The sequence below is a fragment of the Streptomyces sp. PH10-H1 genome (assembly GCF_030063355.1).
In the GTDB taxonomy this organism is placed as follows: domain Bacteria; phylum Actinomycetota; class Actinomycetes; order Streptomycetales; family Streptomycetaceae; genus Actinacidiphila.
Genome location: NZ_JASISZ010000023.1, coordinates 1 through 15,653, shown reverse-complemented (window position 1 = coordinate 15,653; position 15,653 = coordinate 1). Strand labels below are relative to the sequence as shown.

Annotated in this window: 18 protein-coding genes and 2 pseudogenes; 16 read left to right on the top strand and 4 right to left on the bottom strand. The window is 68.8% G+C overall.

Annotation, left to right across the window (positions count from 1 at the left end; genetic code table 11):
• Positions 1–225: 225 nt before the first annotated feature.
• Positions 226–915, top strand: coding sequence for a hypothetical protein (locus tag QMK24_RS16225; protein ID WP_283466683.1), 690 nt, complete (start codon positions 226–228; stop codon positions 913–915).
• A gap of 23 nt (positions 916–938) precedes the next feature.
• On the opposite strand, the gene QMK24_RS16220 is transcribed toward QMK24_RS16225, so the two are convergent.
• Positions 939–1,163: a sensor histidine kinase gene (locus tag QMK24_RS16220; RefSeq protein WP_502962602.1), complete on the bottom strand. Its 225-nt coding sequence runs from the start codon at positions 1,161–1,163 to the stop codon at positions 939–941.
• Between the two features lie 9 nt (positions 1,164–1,172).
• On the opposite strand from QMK24_RS16220, the gene QMK24_RS16215 reads away from it, so the two are divergent.
• Positions 1,173–1,325, top strand: a complete 153-nt coding sequence (locus QMK24_RS16215) for a hypothetical protein (RefSeq protein ID WP_283466800.1) — start codon at positions 1,173–1,175, stop codon at positions 1,323–1,325.
• Complete coding sequence (locus QMK24_RS16210) at positions 1,294–1,773, top strand: hypothetical protein (RefSeq protein ID WP_283466682.1); 480 nt, start codon at positions 1,294–1,296, stop codon at positions 1,771–1,773. Before QMK24_RS16215 ends, QMK24_RS16210 begins: the two co-directional genes overlap by 32 nt.
• 61 nt (positions 1,774–1,834) lie before the next feature.
• Here the strand turns inward: QMK24_RS16210 and QMK24_RS41495 are convergent, their stop codons facing one another.
• Positions 1,835–1,984, bottom strand: coding sequence for a hypothetical protein (locus QMK24_RS41495; protein WP_349307897.1), 150 nt, complete (start codon positions 1,982–1,984; stop codon positions 1,835–1,837).
• Between the two features lie 44 nt (positions 1,985–2,028).
• Between QMK24_RS41495 and QMK24_RS41825 the strand changes: the two genes are divergently transcribed.
• Positions 2,029–2,460 carry an AMP-binding protein gene (locus QMK24_RS41825; protein WP_502989146.1) on the top strand — a complete coding sequence of 144 codons (432 nt, stop codon included), beginning with the start codon at positions 2,029–2,031 and terminating at the stop codon, positions 2,458–2,460.
• On the opposite strand, the gene QMK24_RS16200 is transcribed toward QMK24_RS41825, so the two are convergent.
• Positions 2,457–5,036: an ABC transporter permease gene (locus tag QMK24_RS16200; RefSeq protein ID WP_283466680.1), complete on the bottom strand. Its 2,580-nt coding sequence runs from the start codon at positions 5,034–5,036 to the stop codon at positions 2,457–2,459. The genes QMK24_RS41825 and QMK24_RS16200 overlap by 4 nt on opposite strands.
• Positions 5,037–5,267: 231 nt before the next feature.
• On the opposite strand from QMK24_RS16200, the gene QMK24_RS16195 reads away from it, so the two are divergent.
• The 6 genes and pseudogenes from QMK24_RS16195 to QMK24_RS16170 all read left to right on the top strand — a co-directional run.
• On the top strand, positions 5,268–5,402 hold the full coding sequence (locus QMK24_RS16195; protein ID WP_283466678.1) for a hypothetical protein: 135 nt from the start codon (positions 5,268–5,270) through the stop codon (positions 5,400–5,402).
• Positions 5,372–6,604: a protein kinase domain-containing protein gene (locus QMK24_RS16190; RefSeq protein WP_349361993.1), complete on the top strand. Its 1,233-nt coding sequence runs from the start codon at positions 5,372–5,374 to the stop codon at positions 6,602–6,604. Before QMK24_RS16195 ends, QMK24_RS16190 begins: the two co-directional genes overlap by 31 nt.
• Positions 6,591–6,863: pseudogene (locus tag QMK24_RS16185) on the top strand (vitamin B12 dependent-methionine synthase activation domain-containing protein); the annotation flags it as partial. The gene QMK24_RS16190 and the pseudogene QMK24_RS16185, both read left to right, overlap by 14 nt.
• 231 nt (positions 6,864–7,094) lie before the next feature.
• Positions 7,095–7,607, top strand: coding sequence for a methylated-DNA--[protein]-cysteine S-methyltransferase (locus tag QMK24_RS16180; RefSeq protein ID WP_283466676.1), 513 nt, complete (start codon positions 7,095–7,097; stop codon positions 7,605–7,607).
• 85 nt (positions 7,608–7,692) lie between these two features.
• Positions 7,693–8,421: a 2OG-Fe(II) oxygenase gene (locus QMK24_RS16175; protein ID WP_283466675.1), complete on the top strand. Its 729-nt coding sequence runs from the start codon at positions 7,693–7,695 to the stop codon at positions 8,419–8,421.
• Between the two features lie 136 nt (positions 8,422–8,557).
• Positions 8,558–8,698 (top strand): annotated as a pseudogene (locus QMK24_RS16170) (IS5 family transposase); the annotation flags it as partial.
• A gap of 79 nt (positions 8,699–8,777) precedes the next feature.
• On the opposite strand, the gene QMK24_RS16165 reads toward QMK24_RS16170, so the two are convergent.
• Positions 8,778–9,410 carry a hypothetical protein gene (locus QMK24_RS16165; protein ID WP_283466673.1) on the bottom strand — a complete coding sequence of 211 codons (633 nt, stop codon included), beginning with the start codon at positions 9,408–9,410 and terminating at the stop codon, positions 8,778–8,780.
• Between the two features lie 397 nt (positions 9,411–9,807).
• Here QMK24_RS16165 and QMK24_RS16160 point away from each other — a divergent pair, with 397 nt between their 5' ends.
• The 6 genes from QMK24_RS16160 to QMK24_RS16135 all read left to right on the top strand — a co-directional run.
• Entirely contained in the window at positions 9,808–10,359 is a 552-nt protein-coding gene (locus QMK24_RS16160) for a PadR family transcriptional regulator (RefSeq protein ID WP_283466671.1), read from the top strand.
• Positions 10,360–10,381: 22 nt separating this feature from the next.
• On the top strand, positions 10,382–12,082 hold the full coding sequence (locus tag QMK24_RS16155) for an acyl-CoA dehydrogenase family protein (RefSeq protein ID WP_283466670.1): 1,701 nt from the start codon (positions 10,382–10,384) through the stop codon (positions 12,080–12,082).
• 306 nt (positions 12,083–12,388) lie between these two features.
• Positions 12,389–13,270, top strand: a complete 882-nt coding sequence (locus QMK24_RS16150; RefSeq protein WP_283466669.1) for a site-specific integrase — start codon at positions 12,389–12,391, stop codon at positions 13,268–13,270.
• Positions 13,156–13,608: a tyrosine-type recombinase/integrase gene (locus tag QMK24_RS16145; protein WP_349361992.1), complete on the top strand. Its 453-nt coding sequence runs from the start codon at positions 13,156–13,158 to the stop codon at positions 13,606–13,608. The genes QMK24_RS16150 and QMK24_RS16145 overlap by 115 nt, the downstream gene beginning before the upstream one ends.
• 413 nt (positions 13,609–14,021) lie before the next feature.
• Positions 14,022–14,876, top strand: a complete 855-nt coding sequence (locus tag QMK24_RS16140; protein WP_283466667.1) for a hypothetical protein — start codon at positions 14,022–14,024, stop codon at positions 14,874–14,876.
• A gap of 33 nt (positions 14,877–14,909) precedes the next feature.
• On the top strand, positions 14,910–15,653 hold a 744-nt coding region (locus tag QMK24_RS16135), incomplete at its 3' end, for a site-specific integrase (RefSeq protein WP_502989145.1).

The window sequence follows — 15,653 nt, the reverse complement described above, 5'->3', positions numbered from 1 at the left end:
CGCTGCGGCGATGGAATTCCAGTACCGGCGGGTAAGGGGAGGTTCCCGATCGACGACATCCATGACGTCCTCCTCACCGGCCCGTTCCATACGGCGCTGCGCTGGGCGATCGACTCCCGCGGCCTCAGCCTCGACCGCCTTCGCGAGCGGCTCGCGAGTCGCGGGCTCCCGGTGAGCGTTTCCACGCTCAGCAATTGGCAGCGCGGGGCCGGCCGTCCCCGGCGCGTGGACAGCCTTCGAGCTGTCGCCGCGCTGGAGGTCGTGCTCGACCTGCCGGACGGTGCCCTGCGGCGACTGCTGGCGGAGCCCGCCCACCGAGGCCGTCGTCAGAGCTTCTCCCCAGGCACCTCTCGGCCCGCCGCCGCGCGGCTCCGGGCCGCACTCGACGTGTCCGGCGACCCTGGTCTGGACGTGCCTGCCGTGCAGGACGACGTGACGGTGACGGTGAGCGGCTGTCTGGCCGTCGTCCGCGTCGTGGTCCGAGCCCGTCGCTCCGGCGTCGACCGGCATGTGGTGCTCTGCCATGTCTCCAGCGGTGCGCCGCCCGAGATCCAGGCCGGACGGGACACCCGGCTCGGGCGTGTGCGTACCGACCCCGAGGCCCAACTGGTTGCCGCAGAGCTGCTGTTCGCACCACTCGGCCGCGGCGAGACGCTCGCGCTGGAGTACCAGGTGGCGGCCGAGACCTGCGAGTCGTACTACGGCCGCTGGCTCAGCGGCGCCGGTCGGCGTCTCGAACTGGCCGTCCGCTTCGAACCCGAGGTCGGCGTCAAGCGGGTCCACCGGATCTGGCGGCTCGACAGCCACTCCCTGCACAAGGACGTGGCCCCGCTCCGCCTCATCGACGGCAGGCTGGCCCACGTGGTCGACTTCGACGCCTCCCCGGGCTTCCATGGCATCCGCTGGGCGCGGTGAACCACCCAGGGCCTGTCCGGGCGCTACCGGCGGTGTGCGGGGAGGCGGAGGGTGAAGCGGGCACCGCCGCGCGGGCTGGTTCCGGCGGTGAGTGTGCCGTCGTGGGTGTGGGCGACCCAGGAGGCGATGGACAGGCCGAGGCCGGTGGATCCGGAGCCGCTCCGGAAGCGCTCGAACAGGGAGCCGGCCAACTCGGCCGGTATACCCGGCCCGGCGTCGTCGACGGTGAGGGTGCCGTCGGCCGACACCGTGAGTTCGTGGCGCTGCTGGTGGGCCTGGTGGCCTGCGGTCCGTCCAGGGCCGGCAGCCAACCGACTGCCGGTTCCCAGGCCGCCGCCCAGATCTGCATCAGCGGGACGCTCATGTACGAGCACCGGGATGTCGAAGCCGGTGAGAACCAGCCGATCTAAAGCCGTCGCCGCCGACACCTCCGGATCCGTGTGCTGGACCCGCCACCAGACCAACACCAGCTGCGATCAGCTGACCTTCACCTGGGCCTCGGACGCCGTCGACGGCGGCTACTGGGATCCCGACACCCACAACGTCGTCCTCGCCGCCGACGACGCCGGCTCCAAGCACACCATCCTCCACGAGGCCGGGCACTGGCTCCATTTCCAGCTGTACAACCACTCGTTCCCGGACGCGCCGAACTGCGAGAACCACACCTTCGACATCGCCGGCTCGAAGGGATGCGCGTGGACCGAGGCCTTTGCAGACGCGGTGGCTGCCTACGTGCTGGGCGACTACCGCTACGTCTACTCTGACGGCAAGTCCTTCGACCTCCACAACGACCGCAACAGCGCGTGGGACAAGGGCGATGCGGCGCAGGCGTCCCCGTACGTCTTGCTCACCCCCTGAACGAGGAGCGTTGGTGGTCTGCCGCCGCTCCGAGAAGCGGCAGGAGCACCTCGGTCTCTGCCTAGTGGAACTGGTTCGCCGGTACCGGGAGCCCGTAGTGCTCGCGGAGGGTCGTGCCTTCGTACTCCTCGCGGAACAGGTCCTTGCTGCGCAGGATCGGCAGCATCTGCTCGATGAAGGTCTCCAGGCCCGACGGCAGGGCGGGTGCCATGCTGTTGAACCCGTCCGGGGGCACCGCCCTCGAACCACGCGGTGATGGTGTCCGCCACCTGGTCGGGCGTACCGATGAACTTGGCCGTCGCCCGGCAGGCGGCCGCGTGCGGTGCGACCGTGCTCTGGTTGACGTCGGCCGCCTTCAACGGCGGTCGACGTCGACGTGTCCTCGCTGCGGGCCTGAACCAGCTCCTGATCGGCGGAGAGACACTCTCCCAGGAGCACGTCGCACGCGCCGTGCGGGCCCTGCCGGACACCCGCATCGTCAACGGGTACGGCCCATCCGAATGCACGGTCTTCAGCGCGCTCGTCTCCGGTGCCGCTTGCGGGAGTTCGCGTGCGGAGGCCGCGCTCGGGGTCGCTTCGGGGTCGCGTTCAGGGGGAGGATGGGCAGCCCTACGAGCCAGGGTCGGCTCATCCGGAACGTACCGACCCCGGCGGGACCCGCACAGGGCCACGGCCGGCTCGTTCTAGGCGTCCGCCAGGGCGGTAACCACCGAGGCGCGCGCGGCGCGGCTGCCCGGTAGCAGGGCTGCGCACAGGCTCGCCGCCGTGGCGATCGCCGCATAGGCGAGTAGCTTCGCGACCGGGACGCTGAGGACGGCGCCGCCCTGGCTGTGGCCGATGAGTTGCTCGAACGCCCAGCCGAACGACACCCCGAGGGTGAGCCCGATGAGGGTGCCCAGCAGGGCCGTCAGTACGGCCTCCACCCAGAGCATCTCCATCATCGCGCCGCGTGAGAGGCCCAGGGCGCGGAGCAGAGCGGACTCCCGGGAGCGTTCCACGGCCGACAAGGACAGTGTGTTGGCGATGCCGAGCACGGCTATCACGATCGCCATGGCGAGCATCACGGTGAACAGTGTCAGGGTCGACTGTGCACTGCCGGACAGGTCCGATTTCTTCTCCGCGAGACTTCCGATGTGGAGCAGGTGCAGCGCGGCGATGACGCCCTGGACGGCCGCGCGCGAATCAGCGATGTTCACGCCCGCTCCGGCCAGGATCCGCACCTGGGTGTCGCCGGCGGGTGCGAAGCCGCGGAGGAAATCTTCGCGGGGCAGGAGGACGTCGAACCAGTCGATCCCATGCCCGGTGTAGACCTGGTAGATCAAGGTGAGCCGGGCGGTGACGGTACCGGAACGCGGTGTCGCCACGCTCACGGTGTCGCCGACCTTCAGACGCAGCGTCGCGGCGAGCTCGTTGGAGACGGCGACCGTCCCGGCGGTGAAGTCGGTGAGGGAGCCCTCGCGCACGTTCGGTTGGAACAGCGAGCCGTAGGCACTCGATTCAACGGCACCCACATCCGACGGGTGACCGTTGACATTGGTCTTCGTACCGTCGAGCGCGGCGACATGGGCCAGTTCAGGTTTCTTGCGCAGCTCCGCCGCCACGCTGAACGGCACGGTCTGGTCGGAACCGGCGAGCGGGTCGACCGAGTAGTCGTAGGGATTGTGCGCCTCGATCCACTGCGACTGGGTGACCATGGCCGAATCCTGAATCACGGTGAACAGGCTCATCAGCATCACGCCGACCGAAAGGGCCGCCATCGTCGTGGCCGTCCGCCCCGGGTTGCGCCGCGCATTGGCGGCTGCCAGTCTCGCCGGCGTGCCGAGTACCTTGGCCGGCAACCAACCGAGCACCCGCGTCAGCGGTCCGACGACGACCGGGCCGATCGCCAGGACCGCGAGGAAGACCGTCGCGCAACCCACACCGATCACCTTGATGCCGGTATAGAGCTCGGACGAGCGGGTGCCGAACTCGATGACCGTGATCCCGGTGATGCCCAGCACGATCGCCACCCAGAGCCGCAGCACCGCGATCCGGGCAGGGGAAGCGGTGGTGTCGGGCTGCTGGCGCACGGCGGATATCGGAGCCACCGCCGTCGCGGCGCGAGCCGGTATCGCCGCGGCGGCCACCGTTACGACCATCCCGGCTGTCAAGGCGGCGACAACCGTCGTGCTGTGCACCACGACACCGCCGGCGGGCACTGGCCCGGTGGACAGGGCCCGGACCACGGACCGCAGCCCCGCCGCGATGCCGATCCCCGCGAAGAGTCCGGCCACCGAGGCGAGCAGCCCGACCACCGCTGCCTCCAGCAGGGTGCTGACGAACACCTGATTGCGCGTCGCGCCCACACAGCGCAGCAGTGCCAGTTGCCGCATCCGCTGAGTGACCAGGATCGTGAACGTGTTGTAGATGACGAATGCCGCGACGAGCAGCGCCGTGACACTGAAGACCGCGAGGATCTGCGGCAGGTTTCCGGCTATCTTCGCGCGGTGCAGCAAGGTCGCCTGGGTGAATTGCTGTCCGGTCAGGACCGCGAGATCAGCGGACGATCCGAGCGCCGCGCGAAGGCGGTCCGCCAGTTGGGCCTGCGAAATCCCAGCAGCGGCACGTACGTCGATCTGGTCGTAGCCGGTATGTCCGGTGACGGACAACGCAACATCGGGCCGCAGCCCCACGACCGTGAAGCCGTTGGCCCGGTTGTCCACCCCGAACTCCATGGCCCCGACCAGCCGGAACTGCCGCACCTGCTGGTCGTGAGCGACGATCTGGATCTGCTGACCTATCGTCAGATGCCGTTCCGAGACGGTGTCCTTGTCGACCACCGCCTCGTCGGGCCTGCGCGGCGGTGTGCCTGCGACGACCGTGCCGCTGCTGAGTGCCACGTCATCCGGGATCGCCAGGGCACTGCCGACGAGTCCGTCGGTCGTCATCAGCCGGCCGTCGACGTCGCGCATCGGCGCCGGTGCCTTGATCCGGCCGGCTACCGCGGCCACCCCGTTGACGCGGCGCACGGCGTTCAGAACTTCCGGGGTGAGGACCGTGACGCCGGGCTGGGCGGCGAGCCGCTGCTTCGCGGTGTCCGACGGCTGCACGGCCGCATCCACATTCTCCGCGGCGCGGGCATAGCTGTGGTCGAAAACCTGATTGATCGAATCGGTCATCATGAACGTGCCCGCGATGAACGCGACCCCCAGCACGATCGACACCGATGACAGCAGCAGGCGTACTTTGTACGCCCGGAGTCCGGCCAACGTCACACGCAGCACAGCCGCCCACCCCCGTGGTTCGGAAGCGTCGGCCGCTCCCATCCCACCAGGGTAACCGGGTCCCGATCATGGCCAGTGATCACCCGGCCCCCGAAGCCCGGTCCTCCCGCTACGGGTACGGCTCCGCCTGGTTCGCCGCGCTCCCGCTGGTACCCGCCGCCCCGGTCCGGCGGCGGGTACCAGTAGTCCATAAGGGCGCAGAACTTGGACCGGGACACTAGCCTGGGCCGCATGGACTGGGCGAACCTGGCCGTCGCGCTCGCCAGCATGATCACTGGAGTGGTGGTGGCGTACTTCGCCTATGTTCCGCTCCGGGACCAGATTCGCCGTCCGGAGTGGTGGCCCGACTCCAGTACCCGGCCTTGATCCACCGCCCGCCCTCGATCCCGTGCCCGGTCTCGATCCCGCTGGGAGCTACGACGTCTTCATCTCCTGCGCCGCTGTGGACGTCGAGCAGGCCAAGCGGCTGGCGTCCCGATTGTGCGAGCGGGGGCTCCGGGTCTTCCTGGCCGAGTGGATCGGCCCCGGCGCCACTGGCCCTCCTCGGTCACCCCTTCGTAGCCGGTCTGCGTCACTACGAGGAAGACCCGAGGATCGCCCGGCCGCATCTGTGCGTGGGGGCAGGCCCGGGTGCGGCACTGGTGACGGATGCGGTCAACGGCGTCTCCGTACGGCGGATACTGGACCGGCACGGTCCGCTGACGGGCGCGGTGGCGCTGGTTCTGCTGAAGCGCACCCTGTGGGGACTGTCCGAGGCACACCTGCTGGGTCTGGCTCATGGGGACCTGCGGCCGGCCAAGATCGTGGTGAGCGCCGCCGGGCACAGTGCGCTGACCGGATTCGCGGTAGCGGCGCTCACTCAGGGGGATGCTGCCTTCCGGGCACCCGAGGTCTGGCGCGGCGGTCTCCCGTCGCCGGCGGCGGACGTGTACGCGGCGATGTGCGTGTTCCTCCCCTGCCTGACCGGCCAACCGCCGTCGCAGGCGAAGGAGCCGTTCAGCCTGATGAGTTGGCATCTGACCGCACCCGTCTCCGTGGCGGTGGTCCCAGAGCCGTTGAGGTCGCTGCTCCGATCGGGCCTGGTCAAGGGACCGGAGCGACGCCCGGGAACAGCGGAACTGGTCGCCGAAGTGGAGCGGACGGCCGTCGCGGCGTTCGGGCCGGCCTGGGAGTCCGCAGGGGTGTCCGAACTCGCCGCGGTCGCCTCCCGGCTCATCGCTGAGGCTCCGCGAACCGTTCCGTCCCCGGCCGGCCCATCCCCTGGCGGCTCCGGCAGCTCTCGCCCGGCCACCCCAGCCACCCCGGCCTCTCAGTGCCCTGCTCGGCCGGTCGTGCCGCAGCACTCCCGAAGGACGCCGGCGGCATCCCGTCGCCGGCCGCCGACCGTGGCGGCCGTGGCGTTGGCGGTGGTGGTGGTGGCGGTGGTGGTGGCGGTGCTGACGTTGGTCACGGCGGTCCTCGTCCGGCTGCTCGCGGCAGGTTCCGGGGATCCCCCGGACCTCAGGCGTCCCGGGCCCGCTGTCTCCGCAGACCCCATCCAGAGCGGCCCGCGGCCGGGTCCGCACTGAGCTGGGCATCGCGGGCGCCGACCCGGACAACCTGGACGCGATGTTCCGTACCGAGTACCAGGGCTGCCGCTACTCGCTGGGGTATCCGGCCTGCCCGGACCTGGAGGACCGCACCAAGATCATGGACCTGCTCAAGCCGGAACGCATCGGCGTCATCCTCTCCGAGGAGTTCCAGCTGCACCCCGAGCAGTCCACCGACGCGATCATCATCCACCACCCCCAAGCCGGCCACTTCAACGCTCATGGAGGCCCCTCATGAGCACCCTGCGCGAGATCCTGGCCACAGGAACCCGGTCCTTCTCCTTCGAGTTCTTCCCGCCCAAAACGGACGCGGAACTCAGCAATGCATTGCCCCGTTGACGTCGGCTCGGCGTGGTCACCAGGCCCCCGCAGTCGGTGAACGCCCCGTCCGATTTCCGCCAGCCCCGGCCTCCGGCCCGGAGCATAGTGAGGAAGTGGGACCACTACGAAGCTACGAAGGGACCTGACGATGACGCTCTACAGCACAGCCGGAAGCCCCCTCGGCGATCTTCTTCTGGTGGGCGAGAAGTCCGCCACGGCCAGGGGCGGCATCGCGCTCGCGTCCCTGTCGATGCAGGGCCGGAAGAACGCCGCAGCCGTCCAGGACGGCTGGCAGCGTGACGAGCAGGCATTCACCGAAGTGACGCGTCAGCTGCGGGCCTATTTCGCCGGCGGAGCGAGGGTCTTCGATCTGGAATTCGTGCCCGGCGGATCGGCGTTCCAGCAACGGGTCTGGGAGGCCCTGGACGATATCCCGTACGGCACGACGACCACCTACGGCCGCCTCTCGGACCAGCTCGGTATCGAGCGCGCGGAAATCCGCGCCGTGGGCGCGGCGGTGGGAGCCAATCCGCTGCTCCTGGTCCGCCCGTGCCACCGGGTCATCGGCGCGGACGGCACGATGCGCGGCTACGCCGGCGGCGTCGGGCGCAAGCAGGATCTCCTGATCCACGAAGGGGCCCTGCAGCCCGTTCTCATCTGACGTGTGGCAGCCCGCGCGGCCTCGCCCCGCAGACAACTGCCCGGCGGCCGCGGATCACGCGGTCCACCTACTCCGGAGAAACCGTATGAACAGCACTTTCACTGCCGGCGAGGCCCGCCGGCGGGTGGCCGCGGCCGACTGGCCGGCCGTGGCCGCTCAACTCGACACCCAGGGCTGCGCCCTGACGCCTCCGCTGCTCACCCATGACGAGTGCCGCACCCTCACCGCCCTCTACGACGAGGCCGAACGCTTCCGTTCCACCGTGGACATGGCCCGCCACCGCTTCGGATCGGGCCAGTACCGCTACTTCACCCATGACCTTCCCGATCCCGTCAGGGAGCTGCGCGGCGCACTGTATCCACACCTTCTCGCCGTCGCCCGGGACTGGGCGGAACGGCTCGGACGGGCGGCGCCCTGGCCCGACAGCCTTGCGGAGTGGATCTCGATGTGTCACTCGGCGGGCCAGGACAGGTCCGCGCAGATCCTGCTGCGCTACGGGCAGGATGACTGGAACGCCCTGCATCGCGATGTCTTCGGCGACATGCTCTTCCCACTCCAGGTCGTCATCGGCCTCGACGAATACGGAGCGGATTACACCGGCGGCGAGTTCCTGCTCGTCGAACAGCGGCCCCGGGCCCAGTCGCGTGGCATTACCACCGCGCTTCCACAGGGGCATGGCCTGGTCTTCGCCACCCGCGACCGGCCGATCCGCTCCATCCGCGGCTGGTCCGCCGGCGGTATGCGGCACGGGGTCAGCACCGTACGTTCCGGCCGTCGCCATGCCCTCGGCCTGGTTTTCCATGATGCCGCCTGACCCGGCTGCCGCGGCGAGGGCGCCCGCGCACGGTGGTGCGGACCCGCCGACGCACCGGGGACGAGAGTCGGCCGGACTGCTCGGGCAAGCACGATGTTCTCGCCGGCGGCTTCCAGGTCTTCGGTGGCGTTGAGGCGCCATCGTCGACGTGCAGAGCGGGAAAACCTCGCCCAGCGTCCCGGCCGCCGAGCAGGGAACGGACGCTGCCAAGAAGATCGTCGGCCGGAAGCGGAGCATCGTCACCGACACCCTCGGCCTGCTGCTGATGTTGCTGGTCGTCGCACCGGTGAAACCACCCCAGCCTGGGAAACCCGACGCCCCAGAATCAGACATCATCCGCAGGATGCATCACCCTCTCAGACGTGGCAGTGGCCGTCGCCGACGCCACTGTTTGCGCCGTTGGAGAAGTCGTGGGTGTTGCCAACGATGACCTTCGGGCCGCATTGGGCGAAGCCCCAGTTGGGGATGGTGACGGTGATTTGCGCGGCGGCGGTGAAGGAGCGGCCGGGAATGTAGGGCGTGCCGGGGCCTTCGTACAGCATGTGGGACACCCAGGAGACGGGGCCGCCGGGTTGGAAGGAGACACGGCCTTCGGCGCTGTTGTGGGCGGGGTCGTTCCAGTTCATGTAGACGCTGCCGGAGACGTCGCCCTGCCAGCCGTTGATCCAGTCGATCTCGGCGTAGGCCCACGAGCAGGACGGGATCCAGCCCATGTACAGGTATCCGATGGTGCTCCATGGGCTGTTGTACTTGGAGACCTGCACGGGGGTGGACGGGCCGAGCATGATTCGCTGCCCGTTAGGGTCGCAGCCCGCGGCGTGGGCGGAGGCGGTGGGGGCGGCAGCGGTGAGCGCGGTGGCGGCGACGAAGGTTGCGGCCGCGATGGCGACGGACCGGCGGGTGGCGCGGCGGACGGACATACGTGACCCCCAAGGGGAGGCGAGGGTGGCCGTGGCGATGGAGCGGCGCATCTTGCGGAGCTTGACCATGCGACTGGTCTCCTGACTGTGCGGGCGGCTTGCATGGCTGGACGAGGGGTCGCCCGGGACATTGCACCGTGCGTCTGGACGCCCCGTCCAACAATTCGGTCCAGAGCCGAATCGTCGTGGGCCGGGTGCCCGTCGCGGCGCTCAAGCTGTGGCCCAGCGTCTCCCCATGATGGTCCGAGCGGCTATGCCCTGTGCGCGCAGTAGGGACGCGCACCTCTGCCGCAGGGTCGTGGACCCGCACCCGCCGTACCTTGGACTGCCGGCAGAGCGTGGCACATCGCCGCCTGGTGTCCAGGTGCGCTGGTCCGCGGGAGGCAGTGGCTGCCGCGCGTGATCCGTGTCTCAACGGGGCCGGGTGTCATTGCCTATGCAACTCGTTGCATAGCAGGATGCGGACATGGCCCTCGAGCACGCGATCCTCGTCTCCCTGCTGGAACAGCCCGGCTCCGGGTACGAGCTGGCGCGCCGCTTCGACCGCTCCATCGGCCGTTTCTGGACTGCCACCCATCAGCAGATCTACCGGGTGCTGCGCCGGATGGAGACGGACGGCTGGATCGCCGCCGAGGAGGTCGCTCAGGACGGTCGGCCCGATAAGAAGGTCTACTCCGCCGCCGGTCCGGGCGGGGCGGCCCTGGCCTCCTGGCTGCGCGAGCCCGTCGAACCGGAGACCGTCCGGCATGAACTCGCCGTCAAGATCCGCGCCGCCGCCTTCGACGACCGGGCCGCGTTGACCTCACTGATCTCCGAGGTCGAGCGGCACCGCGAAAGCCATGCCGCACTGCTGGCCCGCTACCTCACAGGTGAGCAGCGCGACTTCCCCGAACTGACCTCGCTCTCCGCCCAGCAGGAGCTGCAGCACGTGGTACTGCGCGGCGGCATCGAGTACGAGCGGATGACCCTCGCCTGGCTGGACGACGTGCTCGCCACGTTCCACCGACTCGCCAACTGACCTTCATTCAACTGGAGTTGACATGCTCTTCAACCCGCGCACCTACGACCCCGTGCAGTTCGACGAGCGCACCCGCCGGCTGCTTCGCGCCACCGTCGACTGGTTCGAGTCGCGCGGCAAGAAGGCACTCATCGACACCTACGTCGACCGCGCCTGGTACGGCGACTTCCTCGAATTCGCGGCGAAGGAGGGGCTGTTCGCGGAGTTCCTCACCCCCGCCTCCGCAGACGGCTCGAAGCGCTGGGACACCGCGCGGATCGCCGAGCTGAACGAGATCCTCGGCTTCTACGGCTTGGGCTACTGGTACACCTGGCAGGTCACCATCCTGGGCCTCGGGCCGGTCTGGCAGAGCGAGAACGAGGCGGTGCGGGCGCGTGCCGCCAAGCTCCTGACGGAGGGTCATGTCATGGCCTTCGGTCTCTCCGAGCGGACGCACGGCGCAGACATCTACTCGACCGACATGATCCTCACCCCGGACGGCGAGGGCGGCTTCACCGCGAGCGGCTCCAAGTACTACATCGGCAATGGCAACGTCGCCGGCCTGGTCTCGGTCTTCGGCCGCCGCTCGGACGTCGAGGGTCCGGACGGCTACGTCTTCTTCGCCGCCGACAGCCGGCACGAGGCATACCACCTGGTGAAGAACGTGGTGAACTCGCAGATGTACGTGAGCGAGTTCCGCCTCGACAGCTACCCGGTGCACGTGGAGGACGTGCTGCACACCGGCAAGGCGGCCTTCGACGCCGCGCTGAACACCGTCAACGTCGGCAAGTTCAACCTCTGCACCGCGTCCATCGGCATCTGCGAGCACGCGATGTACGAGGCCGTCACGCACGCACACAACCGGGTGCTGTACGGCCGAAAAGTCACCGACTTCCCGCACGTGCGCCGCGAGTTGACCGACGCATACACCCGCCTCACGGCGATGAAGCTGTTCAGCGACCGCGCTGTCGACTACTTCCGCTCCGCCTCGCCTGACGACCGCCGTTACCTGCTCTTCAACCCGATGACCAAGATGAAGGTCACCACCGAGGGCGAGAAGGTCATCGACCTGATGTGGGACGTCATCGCGGCCAAGGGCTTCGAGACGGACACCTACTTCGACAAGGCCGCGCGCGACATCCGCGGCCTGCCGAAGCTGGAGGGCACGGTGCACGTCAACCTCGCCCTGATCCTCAAGTTCATGGCGAACTACCTCTTCGACCCGGCCGAGTACCCCGCCGTGCCGAGCCGCCTCGACCCGGCCGACGACACCTTCCTGTTCCAACAGGGCCCGGCCCGGGGCCTGGGCGCGATCCGCTTCCACGACTGGCGCACCGCCTACGACGCGCACGCGCACCTGCCCAACGTGGCCCGCTTCCGCGAGCAGGCGGACGGCCTGTGCACGCTCCTCCTCACCCATGCGCCGAGCGAGGCCCAGCAGCAGGACCTGGACTTCCTGCTGGAGATCGGCCAGCTCTTCGCCCTGGTGGTCTACGGCCAGCTGGTACTGGAGCAGGCCGAGTTGACCGGCACAGACGCCGACCTGCTGGACGAGATCTTCGACGTCCTGGTGCGTGACTTCTCCGCGCATGCCACCGAGCTGCACGGCAAGAGCTCAACAACCGACGAGCAGGCCACCTGGGCGCTGGCCCACGTCCGCCGCCCGGTCTCGGACGCCGGGCGCGCGGCCCGGGTCTGGACACAGGTAGAGGCGCTGTCCGGCGCGTACGTCATGCAGCCGTAAGGCTCGTCCGTTGAGGGGGGAGCCGCCGGCGCGGCACCCCCTCAACGGACGAAGTCGCGGTGCGCATCAGGTCGCAGGCCACCTCGCCCGGGGTTGCACCTGCCCGGCTACCACCGCAGATGTGGCCCTTGCCCTATTGACGCGTCGTTGATGTGACTCTGACGCCCGCCCTCTCGCCCGGGGCTCCTGCCGGCCGGGTCGACCGAGTCGGACGGCCTTGCCGGGGTTGTGGATCGTTGGGTCAGTTGACTGCACTAACTCAGGCCACGGCTCGACTTGGAGGCGGTGCGTCAGGAGCATCTGGGCATGTCGTTGTCGCATGAGTTCTCCCGGGTACATCGAGATCTGATGGATGGCCGTGTACGGCTGTCGAGGATCGGGGCGGTTGCTGCTGGTACGTCGGTGTCGTTGCCGTGGCTGGTGGTGGATGGTGCGGGGCGTGAGGTCGAGCCGGTCAGCAGCTATCTGCGGGACCGTCTGCTGGGGGACGTGAGTCCGTTGACTTGCCGGAGTTACGCGTACGACCTGCTGCGCTGGTTCCGGGTGCTGTGGACCGTGGACGTCGGATGGGAGCAGGCCACGGAGGCGGAGGCAGCCGCGATGGTGGGCTGGCTGCGGTGTGCCCGCAATCCGCAGCGGCACAGATGTCGTGAGGGCGGGTCCCCTCCCGGGTCGGTGAATCCGACAACCGGCAAGCGGGTCCTGGCAGCGGGGTATGCCCCGGCGACGATCGCGCACAGCCTGTCGGTGGTGCACGGCTTCTATGCCTTCCACCTGCACTTCGGACGTGGGCCGGTGCTCAACCCGGTGCCGGAGAATCGGGCCCGCCGCGCGACGCTAACGCACCGGTCGCCGCTGGAGGTTCCCGGTCGGCATCGTCGGGGCCGTCTGCGTCCGAAGGTTCCAGTCCGTCAGCCGCGGGCGATTCCCGATGCTCAGTGGGAGGAGTTGTTCGCATACATGCGGTGCGCCCGGGATCGGGCGCTGTTGGCCTGCTACGTATTCTCCGGGGCGCGGGCCACCGAACTGCTGGGTGTTGGGCTTGCCGATATCGACTGGCAGAAGGGCCAGTTGTGGTCGTCTCCAAAGGGACCCGGGACCGTCAGCCAGTGCCTGTGTCTCCCGAGGCGCTGGCCTACCTGGCGGCCTACCTCGACGACGTCGGCTTGCCTGATGACGGCGGGCTGATCTGGCGCACTCGCCGCGGCGAGACGCGTCCGCTGACCTACTGGGCAGCCCGGCGGATTCTCCAGCGGGCGACGGAGCAGCTGGGCATGAACTGGACGCTGCATGACGCGAGGCACACGGCAGCGACCCGGTTCGCCCGGGACCCGGAGATGACTCTGGCGGAGGTGCAGACGATCCTTCGGCACGCGCATGTCACCACCACGGCCCTCTACACCGTGGTGGGCCTGGACGATCTGGTCGACAAGCTCGCCGAGCACTACGGGCGCCCGGCCCAGCCGGCCGCGTGGTCCCAGCAGTACGACCCGCAGGACGTGGCGGTGGTGTTCGGTGCCCGGTAGTCAGGCTGGCAACAGTGCCCGGGTGAAGGGCCCGACCACCGGACGAGTACGCCGTCATTCGCTGGAGATCTACGAGCGGGACTTCAGCTTCAAGCCGACTGCGGTGGAGCCCACGCCTCCGCCGAGGCCCGTCCATCCGCCCCGGCCTCTGGGCGAGTTGTCGACCGCTTCCATCGAGGACATCGCAGATTTGGCCGGGACGGTCCTCGGGATCGGCTCCGGTGTCGCGAAGTGGACGACGGAGATGCAACGGCTGCTGGAACACCTGCAGGAGTTCCCCGGCGACACATGGCAGGAGCGGTGGGAAGCGGCCGGACTCAACGAGTGGGGAACGCCAGGCCCAGCAGCTCTACCAGGGCCGCAGCAGGGCGATCAAGAGCACCATGAACACCTCTGCGGGCCACGCTTTCGCAATGCGCCTGATCCAGCCGTCGCTGCTGGCCTTCCGCTCCTACCGCTTCTCCCACTACCTGCGGTGGTTCCGCACCATCGCCAAGGACCCGGTGCTGGAGGAGTTCTGCGAGCGGACCCTGTCGCTGAACGTGAGCCGCCAGTCGATTCGGCGGGCCCAGTTCGACGTGATCGTCCCGTTGACCGTCTTCGGGATCGACATCGCCGACCTGACGCCGGAGGCCCTGCTCTTCTACGCGACGGAGTCCAGGAAGTACGGCGTCACGGCCGGTGAGGCGGGCGGGGACGGCTGTTTCGCCGCCACTCAAGCCTGGCCGATCCTCTCCAACATGGGGCACTTCCCGGCCTCGACCCCAGGCACGCTGCGGGCCGCCGTGGTCAAGGGCCAACGTCCTGTCGCCGAACTCGTCGACAAGCACAAGGTCCGCAACCGGGGTGTTCGCGACCTGCTGATCCACTACATCAGCCGGCGCTCGGTCGAGGTCGACCACTCCACCCTCACCTCCCTGGTGACCAACCTCGTCCGGTTCTGGAAGGTGATCGAGGACTTCAACCCGGACCAGGCTGACCTGCGGTTGTCGCCCGAGGCGGTCACCCACTGGAAGGAGAGCCTGCTCGTCCGGCCGGACGGCAAGCCGCGGCTGCACGTCGAGGGCCCCTTCCTCGCGGTCCGCGCCTTCTATTTGGACCTGCACACCTGGGCGGTCGCAGAGCCGGAACGCTGGGCCCAGTGGGTGGCGCCCTGCCCGATCCGCGATGAAGACGTGCGCTGGTTCCATGTCCGCCGGCGCCGTGTCCAGGAGCGGATGGCCAACCGCACACGGGAACGCCAGCCGCTGCTGCCGGTCCTGTCCTAGCACGTCACTGATCAGTGGCAGCGGCAACGCACTGTGCTGGAGAGCGCCCGTGCGGTCGGGCTCGGTGAGCACTTCATTGTCGATGGGACCGAGTGGCAGCGCGTCTCCGCGAAGATCGACGCTGAACGCCGGGACCCGACGACCGCGCCGATCCGGGCGGTGAACCGGGTGACGGGGAAGTTGGTACAGCTCACGCACACCGAGAACCAGGCGTTCTGGCAGTGGGCGATTGTGGAGACGCTCCGGCTGGCCGGGCTGCGCGCCGAGGAACTGACCGAGCTGACTCACCTGAGCGTGCGCAACTACCAGCGCCCGAGCGGTGAAGTCGTCGCCCTGCTCGTGATCACGCCGTCCAAGAGCGACCGAGAACGGGTCATCCCGATGTCCGCAGAACTCTTCCACGTCATCGCCCAGATCATCCGCCGCCACATCAGCGCACGGCACCGTTCCGACCTGCGTCCGATACGACCTGCACGAAAAGGTCTGGAGCGAGCCGCTGCCCTACCTGTTCCAAAACGTGCACGCAGGGGGACTGCGGGCGATGTCCACCACGACGATGTGGCGGATGATCCGCCGGGCCGCGGAGGGACTGATCGACACCGACCCGCGGTTCGCCGAGGTGAAGTTCGCTCCCCACGACTTCCGCCGCCTTGTCTCTGCTTAGTTTGCGTGTGGCGATTGACTCTAACTGGGCTGATGGCCAGGGGGTTTGGGCTTTGCACTGAGCCGTGTGGTGTTTCTACTGTCAGCACCCATGATCCTGAGCTTCTTCTCATC